Genomic DNA, 15,576 nt, shown 5'->3' on the forward strand with positions numbered 1-15,576 from the left:
TAAACAGACACCTTCATTGCGCGGACCAAGCGGCGGTGGTTTCATTGCCGTATGAGCATCGAAATCCGTCCCCTCTCCGGCACGCTGGGCGCTGAAATCTTCGGGCTGGACCTGCAGGCCGGCCTGTCAAACGCCGCGTTTGACCAGGTCCACCAAGCCTTTCTCGATCACAAGGTGATCGTCATGCGCGGGCAGACCGGCCTGCAGCCCGACCAGCACAAGGCATTCGCCCGCCGGTTCGGCACGCTCAATATCCACCCCTACGTGAAGGGCATGGCGGATCATCCGGAGCTGATGGAGATCATCAAGGAGAAGGAAGACAAGACCAACTTCGGCGGCGGTTGGCACACGGACATGAGCTTTGAGGAAGTCCCTGCCCTCGGCTCGATCCTGCATGCCATCGAACTGCCGCCGTATGGCGGGGACACCCTGTTCGCCGACCAGCAGGCTGCCTACGACGCCCTGTCACCCGGCTTGAAGTCCACGCTGGCCGGGCTCAAGGCGGTGCACTCCGCCAGCCGCGAATACGGCGTACACGGTATTTCGGCGCAGTCGCGCAAGTCGATGGCGTCTTCGGTCGCGGAGGAGGCACCGGAGTTCGAACACCCGGTCATCCGCACCCATCCCGAGACCGGTCGCAAGGGCCTCTACGTGAACCCGGCTTTCACGCTGCGCTTTGCCGGCTGGTCGACACGCGAGAGCAAGCCGCTGCTCGACTACCTGTTCAACCATTCGCGCGAGGAGCGCTTCACCTGCCGCGTGCGCTGGCAGGCCGGCGACGTGACGATGTGGGACAATCGCTGCACCTGGCACTATGCGCTGAACGACTATCCCGGCCACCGGCGCCACATGCGGCGCGCTACCGTGAACGGGGACCGGCCGGTCTAGGTGACGGCACTGATCATGCCGAACGTGATCGCGGCCTGGCCGAAGAAATACAGGAACCAAACGGCGTAGGACTGGAGCCTGCGCGGCGGCGCACCGGCAGGTTGGCGGAATAGCTCATTGGCGAGCACGGCGTCGGATGCAATGAACATCAGGGCGCCGGCAGTCACCAGGCGGTAGCTGGCCGGCAGCGCGATCGCAGCTGCCCCCATCATCAGGATCACCGCGCCGTAGGCCAGAACGGGGACCCGCATCTTCCCGAGCCAGGGCACCAGCCAGCGGATATAGGCCGCGCCGCCCAGCACGAGCACCGCCTGCCCCGCCTTCACCGGCCAGGTCCAGCCCGCGCCATCGCCGATCTTCCAGAACAGGATCACATAGAAGACGTGCGCCAGGAAAAAGGCGGCCATGCCCGGCAGCAGCCAACGTTCCGGCTTGCCAGCGAGGAACAGGTCGCCGACCGCCGACGCCGCAAGTGCCGCCCACAGCAGCCATGGCCCGCCAGCGGCATAAGCCGCCGCAGAGAGGACCAAGACGCCGGACACCTTCACCGCGGCGCGGACCGGTCCGCCTTCCCGGAAATTGAAAATGAAGCCGTAGGCCAGCGCCAGAGCGCCGGCGAAGGCAAACGCCGCGCGGATCGCGTGTTCGCTCAGGCCGCGTCCCCGATCGGCTCGGGCAGGCGCAGCACCTTGCGGGCGAGGGCACGGTGGCGTTCCTTGACGTGCATGCCCACGACGCTGAGCGCGGTCGCAAGCACCGTGGCGTCATCGGTGAAGCCGAGGCCGGCGATCACGTCCGGCAGCATGTCGACCGGCATCACGAAATAGGCCGCTGCGGCAAAAAGCACCGCCTTCGCCTTGAGCGGCGTCAAAGGATCCCGCGCGCAAAAATAGGCGCTCGCAAGATCATCCGCGAAGGGAATTTTCCCTGCAAACCGTAGCAGTTTGGGCACAACGCCGCGCGCGATGCGCTCATTGCGCTGAATCGTCTTCGGCAGGTAGACCCCGCCTTCACCCCTCACGGTGTTGATGATTTCCGCTGCGTCAGACATTGCGCTCTCCTAGGGGTATTATAGTTCACTGCCAACATCACCGAAAGCAATACCAACACTCTTGGAGGGCTTTGCCCATGGAACTGAACTCGAACATCTCCGCCGTCATCACGGGAGGCGCATCGGGCCTCGGCGCGGCAACGGCCCGCAAACTGGCCAGCTATGGCGTGAAAGTCGCCCTCTTTGACCTCAACGCCGAAAAGGGCGAAGCGGTTGCAAAGGAACTCGGCGGCGTATTCTGCAACGTCAACGTGACCGACGACGCTTCGGTCGACGCAGGCTTCGCGAAAGCCCGCGCCGCCATCGGCCAGGAGCGCATCCTGATCAACTGCGCCGGCACCGGCAACGCCATCAAGACCGCCAGCCGTGACAAGAACACCGGCGAGATCAGCCACTTCCCGCTCGACAAGTTCAACCTGATTATCCAGATCAACCTCGTCGGCACCTTCCGCTGCATCGCCAAGTCGGCTGCCGGCATGCTGACGCTCGACCCGATCGACGGCGAGCGCGGCGCGATCGTCAACACGGCGTCGGTTGCCGCTGAAGACGGCCAGATCGGCCAAGCCGCCTACTCGGCATCCAAAGGCGGCGTTGTCGGCATGACCCTGCCGATCGCCCGCGACCTCAGCCGCGATTTCATCCGCGTCAACACGATCCTGCCGGGCATCTTCAACACGCCGCTGCTGGCCGCCGCGCCGGAGCCCGTGAAAGCCGCCCTCGGCGCGCAGGTTCCGCACCCCGCCCGTCTCGGCAATCCGGAAGAGTATGCCTCGCTGGCCGTCGAGATGTGCCGCAACGGCTACTTCAACGGCGAAGACGTCCGCCTCGATGGCGCCATCCGCATGGCGCCGCGCTAAGCGTTTGCGCATCCCGGAATGATCAAGGCCGGCCCTGCGGGGCCGGCCTTTTTTGTCAGGCTTTCGCCGGCATGAACCGGCTGTTGCGCAGCAGCAGCGCCGAGACGAGCGACACCAGCAAGCCGACAGGCAGGATTTCCGTGAAGGTGATCGGCATCCGGAAAAGCGGGTTTTCGTACATTTCGACAAACTCCTGCGCCTTTGCCGTCTCGGCCGCGATTTCCGCTTCGCTGGCGCCGCGGGCCTTGGCGGCCTCTATCAGGTGCTCCGTGTAGAAGGCGCCGAAATCCATGCCCGTGACCGCAAGGGTCACCTCCCACGCCACAACGTAGAAGACCCCCGCAACGGCGCTGATACCCAAACCCATCAGGAAGGCGGGCAGGAACTTGATGACGCCGCCGTTGGCGACATCCCGCTGGCGTTTAACGGCGAGAAAAATAATGCTGAGCGCGACCAGCATGGTCGTGTAGCCGACGAGCAGGCCGGCATTGCCGGTGGGCGCCTTGTCGCCGAACACGGCCGCGACAAGAACCATCGGCACGCCGACGATCAACCCGGCAACCGCGCCGTTCTTTAGAATGGAAGACAACATGGAAGCTCTCCTGTTCAGCTTGCGCCACCAATGTCCGGCACGGGGCCTCGCCAGCAATCGCCAGAAAGGGTGATTTTCGCGAATTCAGCCATTTTCCGGCGGCTCAAGCGAGAATGCCAAGTTCCCGCGCTTTCAGGATCGCTTCGGTACGGCGGCGCGCCTGCAGCTTTTCGAGCAGCCGGGCCACATGGGTTTTCACTGTATTGGGTGACACGCCCAGCTTCGCCGCGATCTCCTTGTTGGAAAGGCCGGCCTCGAGCAGCCCGAGAACCTCGGTTTCACGCGCGCTGAGGCCCAGTGTCCGGCGCGCTTCGGGGTTGCCGTCAAACGCCTCCGGCTTGCGGCGAGCGCCGAACAGACGCGCGCCCATCCAGATGCCAAGCGTGAGGAACAGGAGCGCGACCACGAAAACCTGGAGCTGCCAGGACGATCCCACGCTCAGGCGGTGATAGTCCATCACGGACAGGATCAGTGTGCCGAGCGCGAGCAGGCCGCCATAGGCGACCATTGCGAGCAGCGACTTGCGCGTGATGCCGAGTGGCCGGTTCCGTTTACCCATGGACAATTCCTTCGCGTTGAGCGCCGCCGGATCAGGCGCCGGACCGGGAGGCCAGCACCGCTGCCCACCGCGTCCTCGCCTCCGGCGACCAGACGGCGCCGGCATCCGGATAGAATTCGTCGAACGCCGGTTTGCCATCGTTCAGGCCGACCCAGCTGGCCTTGGTCGACGTGAAGATGTGCACGTCCGGCGTGATGGCCGCCTTGTCGTCGAGCGTGCCCACACGGATGAAAGCGGCCGCTTCACGCGCGGTCGGATAGTGGCTCCACACCGCAACCTGGCAGTCTGGGCAGCGCGCGATCAGCTGGCCCTTCGCGCTTTCACTCGGTGTCAGGATCACGTTCGGCGGCCCGGCCAGAAGCTCGACTTCCGACGTCTCGATGACGGCGTTGATGACAAAGGCAGAGCCCGTCTCCCGCTGGCACCAGCTGCAGTGACAGCAATGCGTGATCATCGGGTCGCGCCTCAGCCGGTAGCGGACCTTGCCGCAGGTGCAGCCGCCTTCAAGCGTTCGGGTCATGGGCCTCTCCTCCACGCGCGAAGTGTAGCGGTGCGCGCGTGCCGGACAAGCGGCGTGTCAGCCGATCGGCGCCGAGGGATCGCGCACGCGGATGAGACCGTTCGAGATCATCGTCATGACGATATCGCCATTCTGATTGTAGACGGTCTGGCGCGACTTGGTGATGCCCATGTCCGGGCGGGATTTCGAGCGCCGTTTCTCGACCAGCTCGACCTCCACGGAGAGTTCGTCGCCGGGATAGACGGGCTTGACCCAGCGCAGTTCGTCGATGCCGGGCGAGCCTAGCCCGGCGGTCGGTTCCGTGTCCTTCCAGCTGTCGACCATCATGCGCATGACCATCGCGCCGGTGTGCCAGCCGGACGCCGAGAGCCGGCCAAAATGCGTCTGCTTCGCCGCTTCGTCGTCGAGGTGGAACGGCTGGGGGTCGTATTTCGTCGCAAACTCGATCACTTCCTCGCGCGTCACCTTGTAGGTGCGCGCCGCCTTCGACCGCGTGCCGACCACCATGTCCTCGAAATAGCGCATGCAAATTTCCCCGGGATACCATCGCTTCGCAGGTGGCCGGAACGACGGGAGTTGGCAAGACTGACCCAACGGGAGGGGATGCGCGAGCGGCCATCCGCGCTAGTACTTGCCGGAAAGCGGACGGGAGAGCGCAGTGGAATATGAAGACGTCGTGCGGGGACGCCGGAGCATCCGGGGTTTCCAGAAGAAGCCGGTGCCGAAGGCGCTGATCCGGGAGATACTCGAGGTCGCCATGCGCGCGCCGACCTCGCTGAACACGCAGCCCTGGAATTTTTATGTCGTGACCGGCGAGGTGCTCGACCGGATCCGCAAGGGCAATGTCGAACGCAACCTCGCCGGCGTGCCGGACAGCCGCGAGTTCCGGATGGGGCCCGGCTACGAAGGCGACCACCGCAAGCGGCAGATCGAGATCGCGATCCAGCTGTTCGAAGCGATGGGCATCGAGCGCGACAACAAGGAAAAGCGGATGGACTGGGTGCTGCGCGGTTTCCGCCAGTTCGATGCGCCCGTCTCGATCGTGATCACCTACGACAAGTCGATCCAGGGCAGCGACATCGCGCCGTTCGATTGCGGGGGGGTCGTCAACTGCCTCGTCAACACCGCCTGGAACCGGGGCCTCGGCTGCGTGATCAATTCGCAGGGCATCATGCAGTCGCCCGTGGTGCGCGAGCATGCGGGCATTCCGGACGACCAGGTGATCCAGACCTGCGTGGCGATGGGTTGGCCGGACGAGTCCTTCCCGGCCAACGCTGTGGTGTCACGCCGCAAGTCCGTTGATGAAGCAGCTGTATTCCGGGGGTTTGAGGACTAGGCCGGCTGCGGGCATAGTCGTCAGCGTCTATTGGAATAGCTGACGCATGCTTGCTCGCTTTCATGGTTCCCGCGTGTGGCCGGTCGCCGGACGGGCTGCGGCCCTGCTGGCAATGACACTGGCAGTTCTGGTGGCGGCGTGCTCAAGCGCGAAACCAGTGACCGGCTCGGAGGAAGATTGTCCGCCGACGATTGCGGCGCCGGAAAGTACACAGCCCGCCCCCTGCCCACCCCCTGCCGGCAAGGTTCACGACGTCGAGGCGATCCGGCAGTCGCTCGACCGTATGTCCGCCCACGGACTTGACCCCGGCACCTACGCATCTGGCGATGTCGAAACATCCTGGCGCCTTGCCGCCACACACCTCCGGTTCGGAGCTTTGGACCCGGCAACCCTGACGCCGCGCCTGCAAGCGGACGCCTCGCTCGCCGCCTATCCCGGCAATCTCGATCCTGCCTACGGCGCCGTGGATTATCGCGGCGCCCTTGACGCTCTGGCCCCGACGACGCCGATGTATTGGTCGCTCGTCGCCGAACTCAAGACCCAGCGCGCGGCGCTGGCCGGATTGAAGGATGCAGCCGGGATTGCCGCTGCAGAGGCGCGCATCGCCAGCCTCCGGGCCGGGCTGGAACGCCTGCGCTGGCTTGCCCATGACGCGCCGCCGCGCCAGATCATGGCGAACATTCCGACCTTTGAGGTGATGGCATTCGAAAACGGCTCGGAAACTTCACGTCGCGCCGCCGTTTTCGGACAGCTGACCCGACAGACGCCGGAGTTTTCAGACGCCGTCGAGTATGTCGTGTTCAATCCGTGGTGGGATGTTCCGGACAGCATCGCGCGCCGCGACAAGCTGGCCCAGTTCCGGCGCGATCCGGGAGCGGTCTCGAGACTCGGCTACAGGATCGTTGACCGCTCCGGAAATGCAGTGAGCCCTTCATCTATCGACTGGCAAGCGGTCTCGTCTTCCGCTTTTCCGTATCATATCCGTCAAGCCCCCGGCCCCGCCAACGCGCTTGGGCAGGTCAAGTTTGTTTTTCCCAACCCGGACGCGGTCTACCTGCACGACACGCCCGAAAAGAACCTCTTTGCCAGGCAGGTGCGCACCTTCTCGTCAGGCTGCATACGGGTGCAGGATCCGGTCGGCCTCGCGAGCTGGGTCCTGAAGGACACGCCGGGCTGGGACGATGATCGGATTGCGGCGGCAGTCGCCTCCGGCGACGAGACGAAGGCGACCCTCGCGGCCCCGGTGCCGATCGACATCGTCTATCTGACTGCCATTCCCTCCGCTGACGGAACAGTGGTCTACGCGCCGGACATTTACGGCCGGGATGCCTCCTTGCTGGAGGCGCTGGCCTCCCCGATGCGCCCGCCTGCGCAGGCGCCGGCGCTTCGGGCCAAGGCGACGACCCCCGGCCCCGAAACCTGTGCTGAAACGGGTTAGCGGGCACCGGACATCGCCGACCAGACCTCAGCAGATCATTGCGCCTCGATGATGTCGCCCGCCCGGAGCTGGCGTTGCTGCATCGACACCCAGTCGTCGCGCAGGCCGCTGAACTCGACCGGCAATCCGCGTGCGGAATTCAAATCTGGTCCGTCGATGACCTGGAAATGCAGGTGTGGTTCGGTCGAATTTCCGGATGAACCGGCTTCGGCGATCTGATCGCCCGCCTTGACCGTATCACCGGCTTTCACCTTGACGCTATCCTTGTGCAGGTGGGCATAAAGCGAGTGCTCGCCGTTTGCGTGCCGGATCAGGACGTAGTTGCCGGCTGCGCCTTCAAATCCGCTTTGCAACATGATGTCCTGCTGCGTTGCGGAGACGCGTTCTTCATAGGCTTCAAAACCTTCTCCGGGCTGTCGAAGGGTGCTTTCGTCTTCCGCAACTTCATCGCGCACGGCGACGACGACGCCGTCTGCAGCGGCCATGACCGGTTGACCGAACGTGAAATAGTCCGTGAACCTCGTGCCGTCGCCGGTATGGGTCTTCGCGTCCGGTCCGAGGCGAGCAATGTCGAGCGCGTATTCCGATGACACGACCCAGCGGTGATGATGGCCTGCATCGCCGGACGCAAAGACGTACCAGCGGCCTTCTACGGGGGAGCGGTAGCTCACTTCGGATGCGCGGCGCAGCACCGGGACATCGACCGATCCGAGATCGCCGTCCGGCCCTTCCGCTATGATGCGCGCGATGTCCGGCAAGCCGCTGGAAGCCGCATAGAGCCAGGCGTTCAGCAGGACTTCGCCCTTTTCCAGTGTGGCGTCCGCGCTCAGCTGTTCGCCTGTGCCAAGCAGGCGCGAGAGATGGAACTGGAAGTCCATCATGTCGAGCAGGCCGGCCTCCTTCATGCCCGCCATCCTCGCAGCGCGGGCGGCGACCTTGGCGGCCGGCGTGCGCGTCACCGAAAGCAGCTCGCCTTCAGCATAGAGTTCAAGCCGCAGGCCGCGCACGTCCACGGCCTCATCGTCCGTGTTCACCACAAGAATGTTCTGGGCGAGCACGTCGAAAATGTTCCGGTCCGGCGCCGTGTCGAACACGTAGAGCGGGGCGGGATCGACGCGGATTTCGAGTGCAGAAGCCGGGCAAGCCGCCAGCATTCCCGCTGCGAGGGCAGCGAGCCAATGGGATTTCATGTTGTTCTCCTTGAAAGATCAGTCTGTCATGTGTTGCCGCCCGCGCCCCTCAGGCTTGCGGATTTTCACCCAGCCGAAGGCCAGCGTGAGAATGAGGTAAAGTCCGGCTGCGACCGCAAAGGCGATCGGCGAAAACCAGTGGCCGTAGATATCGACGTCGCCCGGCGACTTGCCGAAGCCGATCAGCGTCTGTCCGTCCGGCATGCGGTAGACACCTGCCGAGTCCGGATCGATCAGGTGCATCACACCCATGATCAATGCGAGCAGCGCGATCGCATAGCCAAGCCCGGCGAGGCTCGACACGACAAGACCGGTGACGCCCGTCGACGCGCTCATGGCAAGCGCACGCGCGATGTGGCCCGGCATCAGCGAGCGGGCAGCGCGCGTGCGCAGCTTCTCGGCAACAAGGTCCGGAAGGAAGTCTTCCGGCGCGCCGAGCCGCTCCAGCGCTTCAGGTGCACTTGTGCCGCCGGCCAGCGCGTCAAGCGCATGCTGTTCGAGTTCCCGGCGGACGTCCGCGGCCGCTTCGGAGGGTAGCGGCGCGAGGAGACGGTCCACCTTTGCGAAATAGTCCGCGAAGACGGCCCGCGCCCCGGCATCGGAAATATCGGTCCAGCGGTTCATGGGATCAGCTTTCCAAGGTTCTGGTTGAAGGCGCCCCAGCGAGCGGCGGCTTCGCCAAGCACATCGCGGCCGGCGGGGGTCAGCGCGTAGATCTTGCGGGCGGGTCCGCTCTCCTGGATTGTCCATTCGGCGACCGCGAGGCCGTCCCGCTCAAGTCCATTCAAAAGGGGATAAAGCGTGCCCTCGGGAATCGCGGCGCTCAGCACGTCGCGCAGGGCAAGCGCTAGGCCGTAGCCATGCACGGGGCCCTTCCCTAGCACCGCGATCACCGCAAAAGGCAGGACCCCCTTGCGCCAGCGCTTTTCGATATCGTCCAGAGTATCACTCATCGTGAAATGCATATACCTCGAAATTCGAGGTATGTAAATTCCCCTCTTGAATGACCGGCGCTTGTCGAAATTCGATATGATCTTATGGTGCCGCCTTCACAATTCGGGGAATTGAAGATGCGGAAAGTTTCGTTTGTCGCTCTGGCGGCGGCCGTCGCGGCAGCAGCCGGCGCCCACGCCCAGACGCTGGGTTATTACCAGACGCCGGCGCTCAGCGACCAGGCCCTGGTCTTCGCCAGCGAAGGCGACCTCTGGCGCGCTGATCCTGCGGGCGGTACCGCCATCCGGCTGACCACGCATGTCGAGACCGAATCTTCGCCGATGCTTTCGCCCGACGGCAAATGGATCGCTTTCAATGCCAGCTATGACGGGCCGCAGGAGATCTACCTGATGCCGGTGTCCGGCGGTGCACCGGTGCGCCTGACGCATGAAGGCGGCGACGTGACCGTGCGCGGCTGGCTCGACAACAACCGCGTGCTTTACAGGACCTCGAACCTGCCAGGCACGATCCCGCGGCTCCTTCGCAGCATCGACCGGCAGACACGCGCCGTCGAAGACATCCCCCTCGCCGACGCCGACCTCGCGACGCTGCTAGGCGACGGCAAGACGCTGGTGTTCACGCGCTACGGGCTTTCCATGTTCGCCGACAATGCCGTGCAGTATCGCGGCGGGCGCATGGCGCAGCTCTGGCGCTACACGCTTGGCAGCGACACCGAGGCGGTGCGGCTGGCGGCGGACTTCGGCGCACCGATCCGTACACCGATGGCCTGGCAGGGCCGCATCTATTTCATCAGCGACAAGTCCGGCACCGACAACATCTGGTCGGTTGCAGAAGACGGCACAGATCCGGTGCAGCACACACAGTCGAACGCCTGGCAGATGCGCACGCCCTACCTGCACGCCGGCAAGATTGCCTACCAGAGCGGTGCTGACCTCTACACCTATGATATCTCGGCCGGCACGACTGCGAAGCTTGATATCCGCCTCGCCAGCGACAGCGATTTCAAGCGCGAACGCTGGCTTGAATCGCCGCTCGCCTACCTGGAAGATGCACGCCTGTCACCGTCGGGCGAAGCAGTCACGGTCACTGCGCGCGGCCGCGTCGCCACGGCCTTCACGGGCATTCGCCGGCGGATCGAATATGTGCTGCCCGCAGGAACACGCGCCCGTTCGGCCGCCATTGGCGCTGACGGCAAGTCCGTGTTTGCGATCGTGGACGGCGGCACGTATGGCGAAATCTGGCAGTTCCCCGCAGATGGCACCAGCCCCGGCAAGGCCGTCACGTCGGGCACGGCTGCGCACATCTGGCGGTTGTTCCCGGCGCCAAAGGGCAGCACGGTCCTCTACACAACCAAGCGCGGCAAACTGTTCGCACTCGACGCCGCGACCGGCAATAGCACGCAGATCGACGCGACGGCCAGCAGCGGGGACGACGCGTTCCAGGAGTTCACCTGGTCCGCAGACGGACGGTATGTGGCCTATACCGGCTTTGACGCGCGCGACATACCGCAGATCGTTCTCTACGATACCCTGACGGGCCAGCGCACCGTGCTGACGACCGGCAAGTTCGAATCCTCCGCGCCGGCCTTCTCTGCCGATGGCGCTTGGCTCTATTTCCTGTCGAACCGCAACTTCGAGGCAAATCCCGGCGCTCCGTGGGGCGACCGCAACATGGGCCCGGCCTTCAGCGCCCGTGCCAAGCTCTATGCCTTGCAGCTGGATCCCGCCGCCAGTTTCCCGTTCGAGGCGCCGGATGAGCTGGCACCCGCCAGCGCAGCGCCGTCAGAGACGCCGGACGAATCCGCTGACAAGAAGAAGTCGAAAGGCGACAAGGCAAAAGCAACCGCCGAACCGGAAGGTCCGAAAGTCGTCCTCGACGGCGTGCAGGGCCGGCTGTGGGATGTGCCGGTACGGCCCGGCGATTACGTGTCGATAGCGGCGAACGCCACCCATATCTTCCTGCTTGAATCGGTGCCCGGCGAGCCGCTGGGCTCGCTCAAGCGACTGGAAATCAAGAGTGAGAAGGCAAAGGTCGAAGACTACGCCGACAACGTCGCCAGCTTCAGCCTGTCCGCAGACGGCAGTAAGCTTTTCGTGCTGATGGGCGAGGGCGAAGAGTCCACGATGCTGGTGCTCTCGCCGGGCGATCCGTTCCCGGACGATACGTCGAGCCAGACAGTGCGGCTGGCGGACTGGCGACCGGCGATCGACCCGCAGGACGAATGGCGCCAGATGACGCTCGACGCCTGGCGTCTGCACCGCGACTTTGCATATGACGTCAATCTCCGCGGGGTGAACTGGGACGGCGTGCGCGACCAATTCGTGCCGTTGGCCGAACGGATCGGTTATCGCGGCGAGTTGAACGACCTGCTTGGACAGATGTCGGCGGAGCTTGGCATCCTGCACAGCCAGATCGTGCCGGGCGACACGCCCGTGGATGATGAGAGCGGCGCGCCGGGTTTCCTCGGTGCAACTTACCAGGCCTCTTCCGGCGGGGTGAAAATTGTGTCCATCCTCAACGGCGAGCGTGATCGTCCGCATACGCTCGGCCCCCTTCTCAAACCCGGCGTCGATGTCCGCCCCGGAGACCTCATCACCGCAGTCGACGGAGCAGCAGTGCGCACGCCTGATGAACTGGCGGATGCGCTGACGATGAAGGCGGGCATGCAGGTGCGCCTTGAACTCTCACGCGCCGGCGCCAAGCGGAGTGAGATCGTGGTGCCGGCCTCACGGAGCATCCAGAACCAGCTGCTTTACGCCGACTGGGTGCAGCACAACCGCGAAACCGTGGCCGCCGAGACCGGCGGCAAGATCGGCTACCTCCATCTGCGCGCGATGACGCCGGGCGACATCGCCTCGTTCGCACGCGACTTCTACGAGCACTACGACAAGGATGGCTTGATCATCGACGTGCGCGGCAATCGCGGCGGCAATATCGACAGCTGGATCATCGGCACCTTGCTGCGCAAAGTCTGGGCGTACTGGCCGGGGCCCGAAGGCACCGGCGGCAGCCAGAACATGCAGCAAACCTTCCGCGGCCACCTCGCCGTGCTGATCAATGAAGGCACCTATTCCGACGGCGAGACTTTCGCGGCCGGCATCAAGGCCCTGGAGCTGGCGCCGCTGGTCGGCTCACGCACGGCCGGCGCGGGCATCTGGCTGTCGGACCGCAATTCGCTCGCCGATGGCGGGCGGGCGCGCGTGGCGGAGTTCGGCCAGTTCACCGCAGACGGACGCTGGATGATCGAAGGCCTCGGCGTCGGTCCTGACCAGCCGGTCGACAATCCTCCGCGTGCGACCTATCTGGGCGAAGATGCCCAGCTCGCGCAGGCGATAAGCTATCTTGAAGCGAAGATACACGATGAGCCGATCGCGCCGCTGGTCGCAGGCCCCCTCTCCCCGCTCGGCACGCCAGGCCAGGACGTGCGATAGGCCGGACACGGACGCCAGAAACAGAAAGCCCGCTCTCGCGAGCGGGCTTTCGCTTTTCCGGACCTGTGTCGCCGAGGGTTCGGGCTTCCGGAAAAGTGAGCCGTGATTACTGGCCTTTGCGTTCCTTCACACCCGCTTCGTCGGCCTGTGCGCGGTCAGCCGCGTTGAACTCGATCTCGGCCTCGGCGCCCTTGCCATAGGCGCGGGCTTTCTGCGCGAGATTGTCCATGGATTCCTTCATCTGGCCCTGGCCGACCGCCATCGTCTTCGAGGCGGCCATGCCGACGGCTTCCGCGTCAGAGAAGCTGGCAAATTCGGCGCCGAGGAAGACGACCTCCCAGCCCTTGGCACGCGCGCGGTCGAGCGCAGCCTTGGCGCCCTGTTTCGTCAGCTCACTGGACGAGTTTTCGAGACCATCGGTCATGATGACGATGACGGCTTTTTCCGGCGCATCGGCCTCGGCGCGGTTCACGATCCGGCCGATCGCATCATACAGCGGGGTCATGCCACGCGGGTTGGCTTCGTCGTCGGTCACGTCGGTCCACTTGGCCGGATCGACCTTGTCGCGCAGCACATCGAACTGCATGCCGTCCTGGTGGTCGAACACCGCCAGCGTCACGGCGGTCTTGATGTCCCCGCCGGCAATCTCGGCGCCCGGCGCATCGGCCGCGAAGCTGTCGGCATAAGCGTTCACCGAGGTGAGCGCCTCGTCCCAGATGTCGGACATCGAGCCCGTACGGTCGAGCAGGATATAGGATTGGACCGTGTCATTCTTGACCGGCTTGGGCAGGATCTTGGCCTGCGAGGTAGCGGCGAAAGCGAAGCCGGCAACAATGGCGGCGATGGATCGTGTGAGTTTCATGGGTGCGTCCCTTCCCGTTTCGTGATGGCGAAAAGCTGCGCCCCGATTGCGGCGCGTCTGTGTCGCGAATCGGCCGACCCAAAGGAATTGGGCCGCCTTTTGAGGGGCGGCCCAACTTTTTGCTGAACAGCTGTTCAGACTACGCACTCAGGGGACGGATCATTTGCCCTTGCGGCGCAGGACGTCCTTTTCGCCCGACTCTGCGCGGTCTTCCTCGTTGAAGTCCACCGAGGCGGACTGGCGTGCGTAGTAAGCCCGGTTCTTGGACGCGAGCTTGCGCATCGAGCCCTCGAACATGCCGGGCGCCATCGCCATCGACTTCGAGCCGGCCACGCCGACCGCGCCGGCGTCGGCAAACTTTGCAAAGTCAGCCCCCAAGAAAACAACCTCCCAGCCACGTGCCCGTGCCCGGTCGAGCGCCGCCTTGGCGCCATCCTTGGTGACTTCCTGTGAGGAGTTTTCCTCCCCGTCGGTCATCACCACGATCACGGCCCGGTCCGGATTGTCGGCTTCTGCCAGCGCCACCGTTCGCGCCAGCGCGTCGAACAGCGGGGTCATCCCGCGCGGCGTGGCATCTTCATTCGTGACAGTCTTCCAGTCCGCCAGCAGCACGCCTTTCCGGATGACGTCGAACTGCAGGCCCGAATGATGGTCGAACACCGCCAGCGTCACCTTCTCGCCGGGGTCCGGGGCCAAGCCGCCTTCGGGCTTGGAGAGGGCATCGACATAGGCATTCACCGAACCAAGGGCCTCGTCCCAGATGCCGCCCATGGAGCCGGTACGGTCAAGCAGGACATAGGAGTGGGAGGGGCCAGCGGGTGCGGCCGTCTTTTGTGTGTCAGTCATGGATAGTCCCTCTCTCGTGCGCCCCCACGCCCGGACAACCCAAATGGGAAAGCGCCCACCCGGTTAAAGGGGGCGCTTCCCATAATTCGTTGCTGCAACTGCGAAGGCGCGCCGGGTCAGGCGAAGCGCGGCGCGATCTTCAGGTCCCGCACCCAGCCGATCTTTTCCAGGAAAAGCAGCACGGTGCCGTTGTAATCCACGATGCGATTCCACACGCCCTTGCGCGGGCGGTGAAGCGCGCTCTGCGGCTCGTCATGGTGGTGGTCGTGGAAGGCCTCGCCGCCGGTCAGCAGTGCCATCAAATGGTCCGCCCAGACAGGCGTCTTCAGGTGGCCCAGCACGTTGATGCCGTAAACGGTGGCGTGGAACTGGATCGCCCGGCCGATGATGACGCTGGCATGCAGCAGCGCCGTCAGTACCAGCGAGCCGCCGCAGGCCCAGACGATCAGGTAGATGATCGCCGGCACGACGAAGTGGATGACAAGGCTAAGTTGGTTGTAGAAACGGTCCATCCAGACAACGATCGGGTGCTTCTTCAGCCATAGCGGCATCGGACGCTCCACATCCTTCTGGTCGCGGAACAGGATCCAGCCGACCCAGGCCCAGCGCTTCGATTCAAACGGGTTGTGCGGATCGCCGGGGCCATCGGCAAAGCGGTGGTGCTGTGAGTGATAGTTCACCCAGTCGCGCACGCGGCCCTGCATCGCAATCATCAGGTTGATCATGGCCAGCACCTGCGCCGGCGGCGCCAGCACGCCGGCACGGTGCTGAAGGATGCGGTGCAGCGGGCCGATGCCCATGTTGCACCAGAAGACGGAGAACGCGATGACGCCGATAGCAAGCGGCACATACCACCAATGGAAGGTAAGTTCGGTGACGAAGATGCCGAGCAGGACCATGGTGGTGAAAAGGGCCACCCCGAGGACCGGATAGCCGAAGGCCGAGAAAAAGCTCGGCATGTCGAATGTCTTCCAGTTTTTCGGTATCGCGATCGAGCGCGGTATCATGGCACGACTTTCCTTTCATCCGCCGGTTCTGGCTGGGTTCCCCTC

Annotated in this window: 17 protein-coding genes; 5 read left to right on the forward strand and 12 right to left on the reverse strand. The window is 64.5% G+C overall.

The annotated features are described in order from the left end of the window. Positions 1–51: 51 nt before the first annotated feature. Positions 52–888: a TauD/TfdA family dioxygenase gene (locus IPK75_03805; protein ID MBK8197472.1), complete on the forward strand. Its 837-nt coding sequence runs from the start codon at positions 52–54 to the stop codon at positions 886–888. On the opposite strand, the gene IPK75_03810 is transcribed toward IPK75_03805, so the two are convergent. Together IPK75_03810 and IPK75_03815 are read right to left on the reverse strand one after the other, a co-directional pair. Beyond that, complete coding sequence (locus IPK75_03810; GenBank protein ID MBK8197473.1) at positions 885–1,418, reverse strand: lysoplasmalogenase; 534 nt, start codon at positions 1,416–1,418, stop codon at positions 885–887. The two genes, IPK75_03805 and IPK75_03810, sit on opposite strands and share 4 nt — an antisense overlap. A 119-nt stretch (positions 1,419–1,537) precedes the next feature. After that, a complete protein-coding gene (locus IPK75_03815; protein ID MBK8197474.1) occupies positions 1,538–1,939 on the reverse strand; it encodes a DUF1232 domain-containing protein in 402 nt (133 codons plus the stop codon). Between the two features lie 77 nt (positions 1,940–2,016). Here IPK75_03815 and IPK75_03820 point away from each other — a divergent pair, with 77 nt between their 5' ends. Continuing rightward, positions 2,017–2,796, forward strand: a complete 780-nt coding sequence (locus IPK75_03820; protein ID MBK8197475.1) for an SDR family NAD(P)-dependent oxidoreductase — start codon at positions 2,017–2,019, stop codon at positions 2,794–2,796. Positions 2,797–2,851: 55 nt separating this feature from the next. On the opposite strand, the gene IPK75_03825 is transcribed toward IPK75_03820, so the two are convergent. The 4 genes from IPK75_03825 to IPK75_03840 form a co-directional block, all read right to left on the reverse strand. Next, the gene (locus IPK75_03825) at positions 2,852–3,388 is read right to left on the reverse strand and encodes a DUF4199 domain-containing protein (protein ID MBK8197476.1); all 537 of its coding nucleotides are present in this window, start codon (positions 3,386–3,388) and stop codon (positions 2,852–2,854) included. Between the two features lie 103 nt (positions 3,389–3,491). Then, positions 3,492–3,896: a response regulator transcription factor gene (locus IPK75_03830; GenBank protein ID MBK8197477.1), complete on the reverse strand. Its 405-nt coding sequence runs from the start codon at positions 3,894–3,896 to the stop codon at positions 3,492–3,494. 82 nt (positions 3,897–3,978) lie between these two features. Continuing rightward, a complete protein-coding gene (locus IPK75_03835) occupies positions 3,979–4,467 on the reverse strand; it encodes a GFA family protein (GenBank protein ID MBK8197478.1) in 489 nt (162 codons plus the stop codon). Between the two features lie 57 nt (positions 4,468–4,524). Further along, positions 4,525–4,992 carry a MaoC family dehydratase gene (locus tag IPK75_03840; GenBank protein ID MBK8197479.1) on the reverse strand — a complete coding sequence of 156 codons (468 nt, stop codon included), beginning with the start codon at positions 4,990–4,992 and terminating at the stop codon, positions 4,525–4,527. 133 nt (positions 4,993–5,125) lie between these two features. Between IPK75_03840 and IPK75_03845 the strand changes: the two genes are divergently transcribed. Continuing rightward, the gene (locus tag IPK75_03845; protein ID MBK8197480.1) at positions 5,126–5,803 is read left to right on the forward strand and encodes a nitroreductase; all 678 of its coding nucleotides are present in this window, start codon (positions 5,126–5,128) and stop codon (positions 5,801–5,803) included. Positions 5,804–5,915: 112 nt separating this feature from the next. Beyond that, positions 5,916–7,241, forward strand: coding sequence for a L,D-transpeptidase family protein (locus IPK75_03850; protein ID MBK8197481.1), 1,326 nt, complete (start codon positions 5,916–5,918; stop codon positions 7,239–7,241). A gap of 35 nt (positions 7,242–7,276) precedes the next feature. Here IPK75_03850 and IPK75_03855 read toward each other — a convergent pair whose 3' ends face one another. The 3 genes from IPK75_03855 to IPK75_03865 form a co-directional block, all read right to left on the reverse strand. Then, positions 7,277–8,155, reverse strand: coding sequence for a M23 family metallopeptidase (locus tag IPK75_03855; GenBank protein ID MBK8197482.1), 879 nt, complete (start codon positions 8,153–8,155; stop codon positions 7,277–7,279). Positions 8,156–8,449: 294 nt separating this feature from the next. After that, positions 8,450–9,055, reverse strand: a complete 606-nt coding sequence (locus IPK75_03860) for a hypothetical protein (GenBank protein ID MBK8197483.1) — start codon at positions 9,053–9,055, stop codon at positions 8,450–8,452. Further along, on the reverse strand, positions 9,052–9,384 hold the full coding sequence (locus tag IPK75_03865) for a PadR family transcriptional regulator (GenBank protein MBK8197484.1): 333 nt from the start codon (positions 9,382–9,384) through the stop codon (positions 9,052–9,054). The genes IPK75_03860 and IPK75_03865 overlap by 4 nt, the downstream gene beginning before the upstream one ends. A 117-nt stretch (positions 9,385–9,501) precedes the next feature. On the opposite strand from IPK75_03865, the gene IPK75_03870 reads away from it, so the two are divergent. Next, complete coding sequence (locus tag IPK75_03870) at positions 9,502–12,816, forward strand: PD40 domain-containing protein (protein ID MBK8197485.1); 3,315 nt, start codon at positions 9,502–9,504, stop codon at positions 12,814–12,816. 106 nt (positions 12,817–12,922) lie between these two features. On the opposite strand, the gene IPK75_03875 is transcribed toward IPK75_03870, so the two are convergent. The 3 genes from IPK75_03875 to IPK75_03885 form a co-directional block, all read right to left on the reverse strand. Next, positions 12,923–13,678, reverse strand: a complete 756-nt coding sequence (locus IPK75_03875) for a VWA domain-containing protein (protein MBK8197486.1) — start codon at positions 13,676–13,678, stop codon at positions 12,923–12,925. Between the two features lie 159 nt (positions 13,679–13,837). Then, positions 13,838–14,524: a VWA domain-containing protein gene (locus IPK75_03880; protein MBK8197487.1), complete on the reverse strand. Its 687-nt coding sequence runs from the start codon at positions 14,522–14,524 to the stop codon at positions 13,838–13,840. Positions 14,525–14,640: 116 nt separating this feature from the next. Continuing rightward, on the reverse strand, positions 14,641–15,531 hold the full coding sequence (locus IPK75_03885) for an acyl-CoA desaturase (GenBank protein ID MBK8197488.1): 891 nt from the start codon (positions 15,529–15,531) through the stop codon (positions 14,641–14,643). Between the last annotated feature and the right edge of the window lie 45 nt (positions 15,532–15,576).

It is taken from the genome of Acidobacteriota bacterium (genome assembly GCA_016712445.1).
Classification (GTDB): domain Bacteria; phylum Pseudomonadota; class Alphaproteobacteria; order Caulobacterales; family Hyphomonadaceae; genus Hyphomonas.